This is a genomic window from Chitinophaga skermanii, assembly GCF_003259335.1.
Taxonomy (GTDB): Bacteria; Bacteroidota; Bacteroidia; order Chitinophagales; family Chitinophagaceae; genus Chitinophaga; species Chitinophaga skermanii.
Genome location: NZ_QLLL01000001.1, coordinates 843259 through 859578, shown reverse-complemented (window position 1 = coordinate 859578; position 16320 = coordinate 843259). Strand labels below are relative to the sequence as shown.

Annotated in this window: 16 protein-coding genes; 4 read left to right on the top strand and 12 right to left on the bottom strand. The window is 39.6% G+C overall.

What is annotated here, in order from left to right; all coding sequences use genetic code 11:
- Window positions 1-2: 2 nt before the first annotated feature.
- The 10 genes from LX64_RS03505 to LX64_RS03460 all read right to left on the bottom strand — a co-directional run bounded on the left by LX64_RS03505 (window position 3) and on the right by LX64_RS03460 (window position 11267).
- A complete protein-coding gene (locus LX64_RS03505; protein ID WP_158538513.1) occupies window positions 3-839 on the bottom strand; it encodes a DUF4843 domain-containing protein in 837 nt (278 codons plus the stop codon).
- Window positions 840-849: 10 nt separating this feature from the next.
- Complete coding sequence (locus LX64_RS03500) at window positions 850-2328, bottom strand: RagB/SusD family nutrient uptake outer membrane protein (protein WP_111596200.1); 1479 nt, start codon at window positions 2326-2328, stop codon at window positions 850-852.
- A gap of 11 nt (window positions 2329-2339) precedes the next feature.
- Window positions 2340-5624, bottom strand: a complete 3285-nt coding sequence (locus tag LX64_RS03495; protein ID WP_211324718.1) for a SusC/RagA family TonB-linked outer membrane protein — start codon at window positions 5622-5624, stop codon at window positions 2340-2342.
- A gap of 314 nt (window positions 5625-5938) precedes the next feature.
- Window positions 5939-7096 carry a FecR family protein gene (locus LX64_RS03490; RefSeq protein WP_111596198.1) on the bottom strand — a complete coding sequence of 386 codons (1158 nt, stop codon included), beginning with the start codon at window positions 7094-7096 and terminating at the stop codon, window positions 5939-5941.
- Window positions 7097-7186: 90 nt separating this feature from the next.
- Complete coding sequence (locus LX64_RS03485) at window positions 7187-7777, bottom strand: RNA polymerase sigma factor (RefSeq protein ID WP_111596348.1); 591 nt, start codon at window positions 7775-7777, stop codon at window positions 7187-7189.
- Window positions 7778-8078: 301 nt separating this feature from the next.
- Complete coding sequence (locus tag LX64_RS03480; protein WP_111596197.1) at window positions 8079-8651, bottom strand: hypothetical protein; 573 nt, start codon at window positions 8649-8651, stop codon at window positions 8079-8081.
- An 8-nt stretch (window positions 8652-8659) separates the two neighbouring features.
- Window positions 8660-9253, bottom strand: a complete 594-nt coding sequence (locus tag LX64_RS03475; protein WP_111596196.1) for a hypothetical protein — start codon at window positions 9251-9253, stop codon at window positions 8660-8662.
- Window positions 9254-9443: 190 nt separating this feature from the next.
- On the bottom strand, window positions 9444-10007 hold the full coding sequence (locus LX64_RS03470) for a hypothetical protein (RefSeq protein ID WP_111596195.1): 564 nt from the start codon (window positions 10005-10007) through the stop codon (window positions 9444-9446).
- Window positions 10008-10048: 41 nt separating this feature from the next.
- Window positions 10049-10579: a hypothetical protein gene (locus LX64_RS03465; protein WP_148707177.1), complete on the bottom strand. Its 531-nt coding sequence runs from the start codon at window positions 10577-10579 to the stop codon at window positions 10049-10051.
- 118 nt (window positions 10580-10697) lie between these two features.
- Entirely contained in the window at window positions 10698-11267 is a 570-nt protein-coding gene (locus LX64_RS03460) for a hypothetical protein (protein ID WP_111596193.1), read from the bottom strand.
- A 276-nt stretch (window positions 11268-11543) separates the two neighbouring features.
- On the opposite strand from LX64_RS03460, the gene LX64_RS03455 reads away from it, so the two are divergent.
- From LX64_RS03455 to LX64_RS03450, 3 genes are all read left to right on the top strand, one after another.
- On the top strand, window positions 11544-11870 hold the full coding sequence (locus LX64_RS03455; RefSeq protein ID WP_111596192.1) for a hypothetical protein: 327 nt from the start codon (window positions 11544-11546) through the stop codon (window positions 11868-11870).
- Between the two features lie 335 nt (window positions 11871-12205).
- Window positions 12206-12376 (top strand): hypothetical protein, encoded by a 171-nt coding sequence (locus LX64_RS25930; RefSeq protein ID WP_158538512.1) that lies wholly within the window; start codon window positions 12206-12208, stop codon window positions 12374-12376.
- Window positions 12377-12408: 32 nt separating this feature from the next.
- On the top strand, window positions 12409-13128 hold the full coding sequence (locus LX64_RS03450; RefSeq protein WP_148707176.1) for a hypothetical protein: 720 nt from the start codon (window positions 12409-12411) through the stop codon (window positions 13126-13128).
- Window positions 13129-13209: 81 nt separating this feature from the next.
- On the opposite strand, the gene LX64_RS03445 is transcribed toward LX64_RS03450, so the two are convergent.
- Window positions 13210-13776, bottom strand: a complete 567-nt coding sequence (locus LX64_RS03445; RefSeq protein ID WP_111596190.1) for a hypothetical protein — start codon at window positions 13774-13776, stop codon at window positions 13210-13212.
- Window positions 13777-13908: 132 nt separating this feature from the next.
- Here LX64_RS03445 and LX64_RS03440 point away from each other — a divergent pair, with 132 nt between their 5' ends.
- The gene (locus tag LX64_RS03440; RefSeq protein WP_111596189.1) at window positions 13909-14901 is read left to right on the top strand and encodes a glycosyltransferase family 61 protein; all 993 of its coding nucleotides are present in this window, start codon (window positions 13909-13911) and stop codon (window positions 14899-14901) included.
- 72 nt (window positions 14902-14973) lie between these two features.
- On the opposite strand, the gene LX64_RS03435 is transcribed toward LX64_RS03440, so the two are convergent.
- On the bottom strand, window positions 14974-16215 hold the full coding sequence (locus tag LX64_RS03435) for a M57 family metalloprotease (RefSeq protein ID WP_111596188.1): 1242 nt from the start codon (window positions 16213-16215) through the stop codon (window positions 14974-14976).
- Window positions 16216-16320 lie beyond the last annotated feature (105 nt).

Sequence of the window (16320 nt, the reverse complement as noted above, 5' to 3'; positions counted from 1 at the left end):
AATTAGAAGATGATTTGTTGACCATATTCATCCATGAACACATACTTGTTCGCAGATTGGAAATACTTTAAATGGAAACGTTTTGTTGGTGATGCGATGTTATAGAAATCGTAGTCGCCTGTATTATCGTTTCTTTTCTCTAACATGTACCCCGTTTTGGTATTTTCCGCTACCCATTCGAATGGATAATTGAGGAAGTAACTAACGTTGGCGATGTAGTACAACGCTCTTGGGATTTCCATGTACGCATCTGGGTAAGAACCTGGGATAACTAAATCCCTTGTACCCGATGAGATCAAGAATAACTGGTGTTTCGTTCTACTGTACCTGCCCAGTTGAGGCCATGCAGGCCACCATAATGGTTGCTCTAAACGGTTCGAGAAGAAGATACGTTTCGAGCGGATATCATCCGGTAATTCCGAATCGAAGTCCTTTCCTCCGTAAACACGTACCGTTAAATCCACCGATTTATTCGCCAAGGCTGTATCTATGTTCAACAAAATAATCGGCACCATGGTAGTACCCGAGTCTGCCGGCATAATATATTCCGATTTCAAAGGCTCGAAATGCAGGTTTCTAACCGCCGATGTGCCTTTATCAACAACAGACATGGTGAAGCTGCGGGGCGATTTTGATTTTTCTCCCGAGATAATCACCGGTATCCACACCGTATCACGTTCTAAAGTTGGGTTATAGGCAAACGAATAAACAATGCTATCCGTGTTTTTATATTTCAAGTAAATGTTGTCTTTCGACACGCTGTAGGATAAGATCTCCGACTTCTTACAACTGAAAAAGGCCAAACAGATCAATGCAGCGAGTAAGCAATATTTTTTCATGATGCCGGTTTTAGTTGTTTCTGTAAGCGTTTTCATCATCTGGTAATGGGAATACGAAAACGTTGTTGCTAGGTTGTTTAACCTGGGTTGAGCTGATAACCACGTTTGCATGCAAGCGTTTGTACATATAGAACATTTGGCTTTCACCATAAAACTCTTTACGCGCTTCTTTCATCAATAAGTTCAAGAAGTTATCTCTTGATCCCATATTGGTTAAAGTCATCCCAATACCGCGCATTTTCCTAGCCGTATTATAATACTCCACAGCCATAGCAGGATTCGTATCCATGCTCGCTTCTGCCGCGATATAGTACATCTCCGTCAAACGCATGGCCGGTGCTACCAATGGATGCATATTCTTCAATGGTTCCGCATTTCTTACATATTTCAATAAAATAGCTCGTTCTGTACCACCGGTCGCAGAAGCCTGGGCTCTAAACCATTGTTTCAAGCGCCAGTCTTCCCCACCTGGACCGGCGATCTCGTAAATATCATTTACTTGCGAAGTTGTACCACTTAAGCTAGGGTTCGAATTCGAATATGTGCTGATCAACATATCCTGGATATTTTTAGTATCCACAAACCAAGCGGTCATTAACTCGTTATACATAATGCGATCTTTCTTTTCTACGTCCGTTTGGAAAACATCTGCCTCTTTAGTAGGCAAGAATTTCTTCGCTTTAATGACTTCTTCTGCATTTGCTAATGCATTGGTATAATCACCTTTATACAAGTACACGCGGGCTAATTCACCACAAACCGTATAATAGTTCATTCTATGTCTACGGTTTTGTAAAAACATATCGGGTGTTTTCAATTCAGTACCTGTTGTTGAGCTTGGATATCCTACTACGTATGTTGGCAACAAAATAGGATCGCTTTTCTTCAACAATTCTTTCGCACGGTTTAATTCGCTTACCAAGGTATCGAGGGTGGCTTTCACTGTAGAGAAAGGGGTAGAAGTAGTACTAATCTGAGTCACAAAAGGAATACCACGCAAGGTGGGTCCAGATTTAAACGATGGAGCAAACATGCGTAACATATCGAAATGTAAATACGCACGTAAAGCAATCGTTTCTCCTTTAATCAAGGAATAGTTAGTGCCTGAAAACTTAGTTGTATCGTTGTCGATGTAGGCTAAAATGTAGTTACAATTCGCAATTGACTTATAAGCATTCGTCCACACCGAGTAAGCCATGCCACGCAAGGTGCCATTATAATAATCGAAGTTGGCTGTATTTTGCATGTTCACATCACTCGCGAACTGGTAGTTCTGTGCTAACACATCCAAGTTGCCGAAGGTAAGGTTACCACCGTATAAATCACGGCCGGCACAGCTTGTATACACACCATTCAATGCCTCTTTGAATCCTTGTTCATTCGAGAACAATTCCTCTAAATCGATCTGTGTTTGAGGCTTAATGTCGAGTATTTTACTACAAGACGAACATACCCACAGCAGCATGCATATCAATAAGAAATTTTTCATGTCTATTTTGATTAGAAGGTGGCCAATAAAGAAACCGTTAAACTGCGAGCAAATGGATACGATATACCACGCTCTTGTTTAATAGACGCAATTCGGAAGATGTCGTTGCCTTGGATGGCACCACGAAGTGACTGTAAGCCCCAACGGCGTGCAACTTCTCTTTTCACGTCGTAAGAGAGGTACACAGATTGCAATTCAAACAAGTTATCTTTCTGAATAAAACGGCTCGATGCATATGTTGTATTCAAATCGGCAATATTCTTATACAAAGCCTTATCACCTGCCTGTATCCAACGCATCGCTAATGCACGGCTATCTACGTTAAACCTAGGATCAGCATTTTCTACGCGGTCTACCAAGGTTTGGTTATACCAATCGCCACCAAATTTATAATGCGCACTTAAGCTCAACATCCATTGTTTGTAAGTAACGTTTGTTCCTACGAAACCTTCACCTTTCGGTGTCATATTACCCACCGGCTGTGTTTCACTGATGTAGTAGTTGTACGTTAATTTACCATCACGCATCACGTAAATTTCACGACCATTTTGCGGATCAATACCCATCGATTTAACGGCGTAAATTGTATTAATCGACTGCCCTTCTTGGTAACGTAACAATGGCACACCTTGTGCTTTATTATCCTCGTTCAATTGGTAATCGTTCACACTTTCATTATACTTCTTCAAGGCATTAGAGATCTTTACAATCTTATTCTCGTTGTAAGCATAGTTACCAGTGAAGTTTACGTTTAAATCTTTCGATTTATAAAGGTTGGCCGACAAGTATAATTCATAACCGTTATTAGCCATATCACCCAAGTTTTCTTTATAAGTAGTGTAACCGGTTGATGGCGCTACGTTAATATCGGTTAATAAGCCTTTCGTTAATTTATGATAGTACACCGGTGTGATCACGATACGATCGTTGAACAAACCAAGCTCCATACGGAAATCGTAGTTCTGCGTTTTTTGCCAAGCAAGCGCACTGTTACCATAACCATTTACAATAGCACCAATACCTGTTGAATACCAGTTAGCTGTTTGGTAAGAGTAAGTAGTTCTCGACAAATAAGGAGGGAAGTCAACGGAACCAACAAGACCCGTAGTAGCCGTAAATTTCAAACGAGATACGTTTGGTAAAATAGCCCTAATGAATTCTTCATTGTGGGCATTCCAACCAAAACCGGTCGACCAGAATGGCGCTGTCCTGTTTTTTGTACCGAAAGTGGAAGATCCATCCATACGGAAAGATGCATCTACTAAGTAACGATTTTTATAAGAGTAGCTACCGTTAAAGAACGAACCCAATAAGCGGTTTTGCGTAATATCGGCGTTAGGAGCCGAATTAGGGGTATAAATTCTTGCGAAAGCCAAGCTAGAGAACTTATCATTCGAGAAGCCGCGCGCTTGGAATCCTTTGTAATCCATTTTAGTAGATACGTAGTTCGCACCTAATACAGCGTTAATAGCATGACCACCTAAAGTTTTGTTGTAAACCAAACGGGCATTACCATCAAAACGTGTATAATTTGTAAAATTAAAGGTATAGGAACCTCTATTGAGGATTTCTTCTGTTGGGGTATTGATGAAGGCCGAGCTATATGGAGAAACGAAAACGTCGTTAGTGGTTTTAGTATTGTTATAACTTATTAAACCAATCAAACGTAAATCGTTATTAATTTTCCAATCCGCCGAAAATGCATCGAGCAACTCGGTATATTTCGATTTATCGAAGTTGCCCAAGCTTGCCTCGTACAGTGGATTGTATACAGGTACATTCTTGATTTGATCAGGACCATCTTTATAAGTATCTACTCTCCAATTCGCAATTTCTTGTATCAACTTGCCGTCTGGTCCATAAATCGGGTAATACGGGTTCATGCTTACATACGTAGAAAAGCTACCATACTTAGAATTTTGTTGATTAACAGCGGTAAGGGTCAATTCGTTTTTGATTACCAACCTGCGAGATGGGTTGTAACTGAAACTCATACCACCACTGTATTGATCGCGGTAAGAGGTTTTCATTACACCAGGGTTTGTTTGATAACGTAAATCGATACCATAACGGAACGTAGTATCACCACCTTCGGCATAAATCGTGTGCTTCTGGCCGTATGCATTTCTCAATGGTTGTGATAACCAGTAAGTATTAACGCCGCTCACCACGTTTTTCAGCTTCGCGTAGTATTGTGCTGTTAATTCATCTACCGTATTGGCCGAGTTGTTAACACCAGAGTATAAACCCGCTAAACGTTCGTATTCCAGCTTATCGGCCGCGTTCAACACGCTATAATCCGATAAGTCTGCCGCCGTCATACGCATTTCACCGTTATAGGTTAAACGAAGTTTACCAGGAGTAGGTGCTTTCGTTGTAATAACAATTACACCATTCGCTGCACGAGAGCCATATACCGCGGTTGCCGCTGCATCTTTCAAGATCGTAACAGAGGCAATACGGTTAATATCAAAATCCACCACTTTCTGTAACGATACTTCAAACCCATCCATAATAAATACAGGTAAGTTATAGTTGCTCGACAAGTTATTACGATCCAATACCTCGCCGTTCATAGCAGGTAAAGAAGTAGAACCACGTACGTTAATTTTAGGCATCGCATTCGGATCGGAACCGAGGATATTATTTTCACTGATACGCATAGAAGGGTCGAACGACGCTAAACCTTTTAAAATGTTTTGCGAGTTCAACCGCTTCAACTCATCGCCTTTTACCACGATGGCATTACCAGTATAATTATCTTTCTTAATTTGTTGGTAACCTGTGATGACCACGTCGCTCAAAGCACTCGATGTAGGTGCTAAAAGAATAGTAAGCGCCGCTTTATTCTTAATCACAATTTCTTTCTTCTTATACCCTAAGTAAGAAACCTGTAACACATCACCCACAGCAGCATCAATTTTAAATGCACCGCTTTCATTAGTTTGAGCAAAAATATTCTTGCCTTTTACCACGATGGTTACTGCAATCAACGATTCGCGTGTTAAGCTGTCGATGATCTTACCCGTAATTGGGCCTTCTTGCATAGGTACTTCCGCCGCTGCTACGCGTGTAGCGGGTGGAAGGGAAATCACAATCGTTTTATTAACAATTGTATACGTTAATGAAAAGTTCTTTAAACATACAGTCAATGCATCTTCTAATGCAACATGTTGTAAGTTGACATCCTGTTTCAGCGTAGCGGGATTGATATTGTCTTTATAAAAAACTAAGTACCCGGTTTGCTTTTTAATGGTTTTGAAGATAGATTCTAGGGACGCGTTTTGCATATTCATGCTCACGTACGATGTGTTCTGACGAGCAAACACTGATACAGAAAAGCTACACAGCAAAACGAGCATCAACGTCGATCTCAACACAACACACAAAAGTTCCCTTACCCCTGCCCTGCGCGGCAAAGGAGAACAATGAAAATTGAATTTCATGGAGATAATAATTTAAATCGGTAAAATGTTTTTGGCCTTCTTGCCGTCGATTACGGCGTACCGGCTGCGTTGTAGAAAATGTTGGCTGATCAATGCATAAGCAGACTCTTATTTAGTTTGGTTGATAAATTTTTAATACTACTGTTCTAGAAAATTGGTTGATTTTACTTGTCATACGACACAATGATCGTATTACCTTGCATTTCGAAATGGATATTATTTAGCGCTAGAATTTTTAATACGTCTTCTAATTTGTTGCTACGTTCGATTTCGCCGGAATACCTATCGCCGGGGAACTTACCGCTAAATTGTACATTCACATTATACCAACGCGCAATTTCGCGCATGATGCTGGTGATATCTTCATTCTTGAAAGAGAAGATTTCATTCACCCAAGCCGTTTCCAGCTCTACATCGGCATTGACTTTACTTATTTTACTACCATCCTTTACAACGATCACCTTTTCACCGGGCGCGATAACAATAGTGTTGTTGGCATTGGTTACTTTCACCGCTCCCGTTACTAAAGTTGTTTCTAACTGGCTTTCGTCTTCATAGGCGTTAATATTGAATTGTGTACCCAGAACTTGCACAGCTTGCTCGCCGGATTTCACAATGAAGGGATGTTTTTCATCTTTTGCTACATCGAAAAATGCTTCTCCCACCAAGGTTACTACCCTATCATGATCGCTAAAACTTGTAGGGAAGCGAAGTGATGAAACAGCGTTCAGCCAAACCTTTGTACCATCGGGCAGCACGATCTTGTATTTTTTCCCGTTAGGGGTAGAGAAGATATTCATCTGTGGCGGCGCTGTAGGATCATCCGCATGTTGATTGTACACAAGTGAATTATCACTTCCTTTCGTGACCTCGCTACCCCCTTGCTCTGCGATGGTGCCGGGTTGTTCCTCATCAAGATAAATTACTGACCCATCGGCCAGTTGCAGCTGCGCCCTGTCCATTTTGCGCGCGCTGATGGTTTTAAAATGGTTGGAAGTTGATGCGATGTTATTTGTATAGAAATAAATACTGGAACCAATTGTTAAGAATACCGCCGCTGCTGCTGCCCATTTAATCCACACGAACCTTCTCTTCCTTGGTGCAGCAAAGTGTGACGCTATTTTGAGTTCGATATTGGCTTTCATTTGATCTCGTAAAGCAAGGAATTCATGTTCATTAGCTGCCGTGATCAACTCGTCTTCCCCCTCGAAAACATCAAAATAGGCTTCTAGGAACCTCGTTTCCTCCGCGGTGGCTCGGCCTTCGCGGTATTTTTTTAAGAGTAGGATAAAGCGTTCCTTATTTTGATCTTGGTTGTCCATCAATTACAGTGTTCAATATTATAGAGTCGAAAAAACGGGATGCGCCCATTCAACTACAAAAAATTTTTATTAATTTTTCTTAACGAGGAATTAATCGAGGTGGTGGAGGATGAAAAGGATGTGTATACACATCAGCGCATGGCGCACTTTCTGTAAGGCTTTGCCGATTTGGTTGCGCACTGTTTTAATAGATATGTTCAATTCGTCGGCTATTTCTTGCGTAGTCATGCCTTGGTGAAAACGCATATTAAATATAACCCGTTGTTGTTCCGGTAAGGAATCGGTTAATGCTTTGAAGGCAGCCATGAACTCTTTAAAGCGCATGTTTTCATCGGCCTGCCCGTAGGTAGTAGCCGGTTCATCCCCTTCTTCGAAGTTCGTATGTACAAGAATATACTTGCTTTGCTTTTCCAATTGCTTGAATACCCCGTTCCGCGCAGCCACATGTAAATAAGCCCCAATATTCTCAATAGGAGCCGCCTCGGCTCGTGTCCAAACCTGTACAAATACATCTTGGGCCACGTCTTGCGCGAGTTCCGTGTTAAGTAGCCGTTTATACGCGGTGTTGAATACGGATTTCCAATATTTATTGTAAAGGATGTCGAATGCTGCTTTATTCCCTTGGTGTATTTCGGTGAGCAGCCGATCATCCGTTACATGCAGCAAATCGTCACTGTCCATAACTTCGTACATTTATATGAGTCGGGAAATTGAAAATAGCCCATCCTACTAGTCTAAAAATTTTTCTCCAATACAATCGCGCGAATGTAAAACCTTGCAAGATACCAGTCCATGGCGATTTTATCCTTTTTGCCAGGTATATACGACTTACTAGCTTTGGTGCATGACATAGGTGCTATAAAATTACTAAATCGTTTTAGGAAAAGAAAATAGAGAAATGAGCCTTTTATGGCAATATAGTATTACTTTTTGCTGAAATAGTATTAGCCAGAACAACTGTAAATTGAATGTTAACAAAGTTTTATTGGGAGGTCGAAATATTAGTTGAAAATATGCCCTGTTGGGGATGTAGGTGCTTGATAGCTGCAGCTATCTTAGTGAACGGTATGTACTCCCTATAGTATAATAACTCGTGGTTTACTACCAGTACAATATCATTCCGAGGTATTGTCTTGCCTTGGGGAATGCGTTGTATATATAATACATCCTGTACAATTTCCCACGGAATGGTGGTACCTTCTATAGTAATGTTTTTCGAGGTAACAACTACTTTTCTTTTTGTAAAGAAAAAACCACTACTAAGCATTAATATAATGCCCAACAACGCATTCAACAACACACCTTTAACCACCATTCCCCCATCTCTATCAGCTAATCCTTTAGCAACAACTATCACCATCAACGGTAGCATAAAAAAAATAATAATAATCCAACTCCCAACATTCAAATCGTCGGCTTTCAATACAATAGCCTTGTTATTCTTCTTTAACATGTGCGTAATAGGAGCATCGTGCACATCTAAAATACGGTATGGGTGATGGTGCCTTCTTGGCTCTTCGGTTTCATTTCTATCTATCTGCTCCCTGTATGTCATGCTATCACTTATTTAATATCTCTCCAAATAGGATGATAATGTGCAATTGCCTCTAACAATTTCCTACGGGGAATAGAGGTTTTATGGTATAGAAATTTATCTTTCAGTTCTAGTACTAAAAATGCTTCATGTATGCTATTCAACTCCAATGCATTTCCGCCTTCGTCGATTGAACCCCGTTGAACATGAAACACATTAGAAATGGCCGACCACGGAACAGCCCCCGTAGGCATCACAATCTTCTCTGGATCAAATCTAATTTGCCGATGTTCCTTCCTACCCAACCACGCCCCCAATACTAGGATAGCGCTGGCAACTAATATAAAAGGCGTGTAGCTCATGGCATTTTCTACGATCATATTCATAGGAATAATAGCCAGCGATATACAAGCCACAGCTACTAAGAAACTAGTACTCGTAAATGGGTTCGATTGCACATACCCACCCTTCGCGTTATACTTAGTATGAGGACCTATTTGTACATCCTGGATATGCAATAGGTCAACAGTGCAATGTGCATGGAATTGAAGAAAGTGTTCTTTTTCGTATGCAATAATCTTTTCGTACCGTTCGATACCAGCTAGTTTGGTGTAGAATGCCATGTTATCTATTTACTAAGTATTAAATGGAAAGATGATAATATGTTATTGCTTCTAATAAAGCATTCTCCCATTTTGATGTTATATAGTAATGAAAACCATTTTTCAACTCCAATCCGAAAAATGATTGAAAACCTACTTGTAACCGTTGAATGCCTATTAGTTTTATGTGATGTGCCATGAATTAATGTAGTCAAGGGCGATAATAGGCTATGGCAGTGAACATTCTTTTCGCAGCAATCGACGTTTCGTAATACACCAGCCTGTCATTCAACTGGATCACCAAAAATACTTCTACCTGCCGCCTCTTACCATATCCCCACTTCCTGGTTAAGTAAAACACTTCGTCTACTTCCGGCCACAAAAAAGTACTATCATCAAATGTAATCCCATGTTTTCCAATTACCAAAGGATCTATTGGCTTACTAGCATTGTATAAAAAAACACCAGCCCAAATAAAAGCACACACAACAAAAATATAACTCGATACTTTCCCATCGCCATACAATAACGCTACTACTCCACCCACAATACCCAAAATTGCTAAACCTACCGGCATCAAATACTGTTGGAAGAAACTAGGTCGTAGTTCCACCTGCGAAAGCGGGAAAGTAGTTTTGTGATTAATTTCAACTTCGCTAATATGAATGATATCTAGCTTTGGATTATACTTTTCTCTCAAATAGTACATTTCAAACTCGTATAATCTTTGGTATATCCCTGTTTGTTTATACGTGGCCTCTTTTTTAAAAAACATGCATAGATTAGTTGAATTAAAAAATATTAGGTCCACAGCTTTTACTCCATTATCCCATACTTAGGATTATAATGCACAATGGCCGAGAATAGCTGCTTTTCTGACACTGAAGGCGCAAAATATATTAGGCTCGTAGGAGTTTGAAGCACTAAAAAACTTTCGTTATGGCGATACTTGATATTAGCAGTACTTCGCCATTCCCTGTATACAAAAAATATTTCTTCTACATTTTCCCACAATACCATATCTCCATCCATATTAATCCCCTTTTCATCCACAATAATAGGATTACCAGGCCTAAATAATATGACCCCAATATATCCCACGGCCGCTAACAATGCTAAGTAAACCAATGCATCTCCACCTCCACGGGCAGTAGATGAAAAGAAAGCTTCGTTGCCTGAAAATAGTAAAAAACATATTACACCAATAGGCGGTAATAATTTTTTGAAAATATTGGGATAAAGTTTATAACCGCCAGGTGTATAATTTCTATTCGGCTCCACCCGTGTTTCTAAAATGTGAACGATATCTACTGTTGGTAAATAGTATTGAGATAAGAATATCTTCATCTCGTGGGCGTAGACACGATAATACCTAGGCGTGTGCTCGTCGGAAGGAATGTGATTGAATAACATATTTGCTGTTATAAATTAGTTAGGTTGATAACAAGATACTATTTTTTTTAAACTACCTAGGTCGAAGATGATTGATAGCTGTTGCTAACTGCTGTAGGTTACCATTAATAGGGAAAAATCGAAATGCTTTATCCTGGTGAAAAACGATATACTTAACATGGTAGTATTGCTTTAATTTTTTACGGTAATATACAAATTCCCTGTCCACCACATAAATCTCCTGTAAAGCCTTCCAAGCAAAGAATTGGTCTGATAGAAATAACCCATTACGTGTAACTTTATAAGCTATCGTTCTTTCTGTTTTCAACACTTGAATAAACAATAAAACAGCCAACCCTAAAATTATACTCGTCAATATTAAAGCTTGCACAATATGTGCTTTCCCAAAAGATACGAATACACCTGCCACTGAAAGCATTGTTATAAACATCAGCACTACTAGCACAATAGGTTGACTAGTATTCTCTTCATACGTAAGTATCTCATCGTCTTTCAACTTTATAGTAATAGAGCGCGGTACCTCCCGAACATCCTGCACTGTAAAAGATGCTTGGTTGAACGATTTATCAAGATGTTGACGCTCATGATCGATGAGTCGATGTAGTGGTAAAACAAATTCCATGAAATAGCAAAGTACTATAATTTTTCAGCGGACACAATTTGATTGCACGGAAATCATAGGTATTCGAATGCACGCAAATGAGCTCCAAGGAAACACGCGGTGCATATTATAAATGCAGAAGCTCGTACATCCAGTTTGATTTCAGCCAATTTGCAACAATTATTTGAAGCACGAGCACACCACTTACGCATCATTTCATGAATAAGTCATTATATTTGTTATACACCACTCATGCCATATTGAGGCAATTTAAACAGGACAAGTATTAATATTTTCATGACATTATTAGAATTGGTCACTTATTTCCGCCAGGGAGCCGATTTTCAAACTTTTTGTAAAAACCATTCATTGAATATGGATAGCGAAGTCATTGAAATTTACACAACGCTCCCACTCCATATAGATAATGAACTATATTTTTTTGAAATTGAAAAAACGGGGGGCAAAGTACATTTTCAGTACGACAACCATATATACTTCAATCTTATTGACTTCTTCTATTTTATGGATGCCATTGAAGCCTCTAATGAAACATCAAATGCATCATCTACCGATCTTGCAATAAGTAAACGGTTATTTGACTATGCAATACACGACGCCTAGACACTAATAGGAGGCGGCCTTATACAGACCGTCTTCAGCCAAATTACAAACATTTCATTTTCAATCACTTCCAAGTTCACTCCATGTTGTTACCATGTAATTTCCATGTAGCTATAAAGTGTTTCCTATGTGCAATGATGCTAGTGGCATCGTGCATCCTCTTATGTTTCCTTTTATTTACCCTTACCCAACCCACTAATAATCAATACAGAGCCTTTTAATCCACTGCTCCTACACTTCCTTCTTACCCCTTAACTTTAATAAACATACAGGATTGTTTGTGTTTGTAACCCAGCACATCCATCAAGTTTTATTAACCACTAAATCAATTCGTTATGAGCAAGCCCAATGCGCTCAACCTGAAGCGCCTGGAAAAGGTGGCTTTTTACCCAACTAAGAACGGTTATATCACTGTTGAACGTCAACGGAGAAATATTAACTGGGAAGGGAGCAATATGAGAAAATACGTTCGCACCGCAAAGAATTTGGTGCCGCTGCACAAATAGCCTCTAATGTGCACATGGCCTTCAAAGCATCTATGGAACAATTTCGCGATAAAACTATGTACAGGAGGCTATCAAGCCAGTTATTGGCGGCCTTACAGCAAGATGTAAGCCATGTTCGGGGTGAACGCACCGTGGAAAACGGCAACCTGCAAGGCTTAAAAGGCTTCGAATTTAACAAGCAAACGCGCTTTCACCGGGTATGCCGCGCATCGCACCAGGTGCAATTAAACAGGGAAAAGGGTACTGTAGATGTAACTTTCGACAAGTTCGACCCCCGCTACGAGCTAACGGTACCTAAACACACCACCCATTTCAAAATGATGCTAACTGTACATGCTATTAACTTCGATACCCATCAAACCGACAGCTATAGCACGCTTACGTCTACCATACCTTTACATACCCAACTACAAGACGGCCTTGCTTTACACCTCGATTTCAAACCCAACGATCCACGACACTTGATAGTATCTTTGGGCATCATATTCGTAGAAATCCTAGACGGCCGCGAATACGAGATTAAAGCCGGCATACACAATGCTATGTGTATTACAAGGGTATACGAAAAGCAAGCCCTGGTTACACAACCCGCAAAGCCATCAGCAGCTACTATTCTTGCTCATAAACCTGTAGCGCTTATTCCTCCTACTACATTAAAAAGGCAACATCAAAATAGCACCCGTAAACTACATCGTTCCATTATAGGTACAAAGCAAGTATCAACAGCACAAAAAATGGAACTAATAGAATAGACTTCGGTGATGTTTGATGGTACATTTCTTACTGTAAAAACTACAGTAAGCGGGATAGCTATGCTTTGCAGGTTCATTTTTTTAAGGCCGTAGGTGATTAATGGCCGTTGCTAGATGCTCTTTATCCGGTGGCATAGGAAAGTATTGGAAGTCTTCGTTAAAGTATAAAACGAAATATTCTTTGGTGTCATATACCTTCCGACCTTCATCGTAGTAAGGAAAAAACCGCGTTACAAAAAACACTTCGCCTATCCCTTCCCAGCCATACAATTTATTCCCAAACACAATACCATTTTTATTCACCGTATATACTACGCGCGGCTTTTTACGGAATGATAGATACATACCAAAAGCTGTAGCTATTATAGTAAACGCTATCCCAACTAAACTTGCTAGGATATTTGCTTTTCCATTGCCCCCTGCTATCATTACTTGCAGGAAAACAAGCACTGTCCCTATAAACAAGATCACTAATGCATCGGAATTAAAATCACGGCAAATCTTGAGTTCTTCATCATTAAGTTTAATGGTAATAGAGCGATGTATTTTGTTAACGGGCTCTATATCGAAATATTCTTGTTTCCTGCTATTGGATAAATTCTCTTGTTCAAAATCGACTAATAGGCTCATCGGGCTCGTGGTTTCCATGCTTCTATAGTTAGGTTGTTAACAAATTACAGAAATTTACTGGTATCATCAAGGCTTGGACGTGTTCTATAAGCGTCAACTTTCACCAATAGCATAAAATTCGTAACTTCCTACACAAATCATCCTTTGTGAATGGAAAAGATTGAATTGCAAGCCCCCACCCTTCATATCAACACTCACACTCCATTGAATCTTTCAATGGATGACCAACATCTATTTGCAACAGCATCCTCCCTTACGCCAACACCTGTTAGTTTACTACGGGTCATGAACGCGCACATCCTAAAATGTCAAATATTTACTTGGAAACCGTTACGTTTCTATACGGCATACACCAACATTTTACCCATATCCAAGTGGGCAATTAGTAAAAGGTTGTTTCGCTTCTTCACCACAGCTAGCACAATCTCCACTGCCATTTGGCCTACCGACGAATGGAGTGCCGAGTACTACCATTGGTTTGCCGATGCATTACCTAGGATACTGGCAGCCACAGCTATTGTAGGTAATAGCTGCCCTGTTTTGCTACCCGCTTACTATGCAGAAAGAACGTACATACCCAGTTCTTTAGCATTTCTAGGGTTACAAGCCATTTACTACAACAAAGGGAAACAACTACAAGTAAAAGAATTGATACTACCCAGCCATACAGCACCCGTAGGTGAATCGCATCCACATTACATGAAGTTACTGCGTGAGCAATTCATACAACACAAACCTACTGGCCAACGTAAAATTTATATTAGTAGAGAAAAAGCACAGAAACGGAAGATCAGTAATGAACAAGCAGTACAAACCTTAGTAAAGCAATATGGTTATGAAGTACATGTAATGGAAGACTATTCGCTAACACAGCAAATAGAGATATTATCATCTGCTAATAGCGTTATTGGGTTACACGGAGCAGGTTTAACCAATATGTTATTCATGCCCGCCGGTAGTAAAGTACTTGAAATTAGAAATGAAGGTGATAATAAGTTGAATTGCTTCTATTACTTAGCATCGAATTTACAGCATCAATACTATTACTTAACAGCCAAAGGGGATAAAGCAGATACGTATGATGTGATAGTGGAGGTGGATGTGAAGAAGTTGGAGGAAGTGATGAAGCTAATGGAAAAGTAAGTGCTTTACATCTAACTGTTTGTTTAACATTACATATAAAGCACCTACTGTGGAAATTAAGATTTTTTAGGATCAAGGAGCGGCATAGAAAACAACACCATCATTACGATACTCCGGCATAATTGTTTGAAAATTTGACACCTTCGTATAATAATGGTTTGTTCCTACACTACTATAATAAGTGTATATTGGCACTGATCCAGCAACGGGAGTACTATAGACGTAAAATATTAAACCCGTCATACTCCAATTAGGGTATTGCAAAATGGAAGGGTCATTTGCAGTAAGTGATAAACAGTGGTCCTTTAAACTTGAATTGTAGTATTCATAAACAGGTATACGGCCTGTAGCAGGTTTAAGAAATGCCCTGAAAACACGGCCATTATTCACCCATCCACTATAAAAGTAATTGAAATTCTGGTTTGGAGTAAAAGCGTGATCAGAATTGGCTGCATGGTAGAAATCAGTTATAGGTTGCGCTCCAGGATCCCCGTTAGCTGTAAATAAATAGGCTAATGCAAACATATCGTACTGGCTAAATGTAGAACTTCCTGTACCGGCATGACACGCTTCCATCCAAGAACGGTAATCTGCACCTGATGGTGTACCTGGAATTTGTACTGCCCCAAGTGGATTAACAGGCTCGGCAACGTTAATACCACAACTTGCTCTATTAAAATAGTCGGTATGACGGAAGCCAATTGTATGCCCTATTTCATGTTGAATAATACTGGCTGTATACCCAACACTGTTCACTGTAGAAATATAATATGTGTTAATATTGATTACAGATGCAGGATTACCATTTACATCTGGAAAACCAGTCGCATCATTAACACCATCACCAGCATAACCTAGAGAAGTACTTACTTCATAATATCCCTTCACTAATATATCTTGCCCGGTACTTACTCTTTGAAAAGTTAATTGGTAGCCTAGATCATTAAACCTTGCAATTGCTTCATCAACAGCTTGTTGGAAGAATACAGTATTCGCACTTCCATCTAATGCAACTTTAATTACTCGAGGAAGTCCCGTTACAATATTATATGTTCGGTACTGTTCTGTTTTTGCAATCTGTATAACAGGACTACTTGGTACCTTACTATCCAAGTAAGTTCTTGACAAGTAAATATCGTTTTCCACGATAAATCCTTTGCCCATGGGTATTATTCGAGATGTATCAAAGCCTAATGCTTTAATCTTCTGAACAATTGACGCATCTAGTTGATTGGTTGACACATCATTTTTCTTACAAGCGGATAAAACAAACAATCCTACAGCAATGCATACTACTAGCGTTTTTTTAAACATAATTTGTAATCATTAAGGGTGAAGAGAAAAGGGTTAATAAGCATCGTTAAATACAGTTAACATTTTATATAATTGCATAAATGTATTGATATACAATGCAGTGAG

What these genes read in the sequence shown, in the direction of transcription:
- LX64_RS03505 (WP_158538513.1), bottom strand. Translation starts at nt 839, where the DNA reads ATGAAAAAATATTGCTTACTCGCTGCATTGATCTGTTTGGCCTTTTTC.
- LX64_RS03500 (WP_111596200.1), bottom strand. Translation starts at nt 2,328, where the DNA reads ATGAAAAATTTCTTATTGATATGCATGCTGCTGTGGGTATGTTCGTCT.
- LX64_RS03495 (WP_211324718.1), bottom strand. Translation starts at nt 5,624, where the DNA reads ATGAATATGCAAAACGCGTCCCTAGAATCTATCTTCAAAACCATTAAA.
- LX64_RS03490 (WP_111596198.1), bottom strand. Translation starts at nt 7,096, where the DNA reads ATGGACAACCAAGATCAAAATAAGGAACGCTTTATCCTACTCTTAAAA.
- LX64_RS03485 (WP_111596348.1), bottom strand. Translation starts at nt 7,777, where the DNA reads ATGGACAGTGACGATTTGCTGCATGTAACGGATGATCGGCTGCTCACC.
- LX64_RS03480 (WP_111596197.1), bottom strand. Translation starts at nt 8,651, where the DNA reads ATGACATACAGGGAGCAGATAGATAGAAATGAAACCGAAGAGCCAAGA.
- LX64_RS03475 (WP_111596196.1), bottom strand. Translation starts at nt 9,253, where the DNA reads ATGGCATTCTACACCAAACTAGCTGGTATCGAACGGTACGAAAAGATT.
- LX64_RS03470 (WP_111596195.1), bottom strand. Translation starts at nt 10,007, where the DNA reads ATGTTTTTTAAAAAAGAGGCCACGTATAAACAAACAGGGATATACCAA.
- LX64_RS03465 (WP_148707177.1), bottom strand. Translation starts at nt 10,579, where the DNA reads ATGAAGATATTCTTATCTCAATACTATTTACCAACAGTAGATATCGTT.
- LX64_RS03460 (WP_111596193.1), bottom strand. Translation starts at nt 11,267, where the DNA reads ATGGAATTTGTTTTACCACTACATCGACTCATCGATCATGAGCGTCAA.
- LX64_RS03455 (WP_111596192.1), top strand. Translation starts at nt 11,544, where the DNA reads ATGACATTATTAGAATTGGTCACTTATTTCCGCCAGGGAGCCGATTTT.
- LX64_RS25930 (WP_158538512.1), top strand. Translation starts at nt 12,206, where the DNA reads ATGAGCAAGCCCAATGCGCTCAACCTGAAGCGCCTGGAAAAGGTGGCT.
- LX64_RS03450 (WP_148707176.1), top strand. Translation starts at nt 12,409, where the DNA reads ATGGAACAATTTCGCGATAAAACTATGTACAGGAGGCTATCAAGCCAG.
- LX64_RS03445 (WP_111596190.1), bottom strand. Translation starts at nt 13,776, where the DNA reads ATGGAAACCACGAGCCCGATGAGCCTATTAGTCGATTTTGAACAAGAG.
- LX64_RS03440 (WP_111596189.1), top strand. Translation starts at nt 13,909, where the DNA reads ATGGAAAAGATTGAATTGCAAGCCCCCACCCTTCATATCAACACTCAC.
- LX64_RS03435 (WP_111596188.1), bottom strand. Translation starts at nt 16,215, where the DNA reads ATGTTTAAAAAAACGCTAGTAGTATGCATTGCTGTAGGATTGTTTGTT.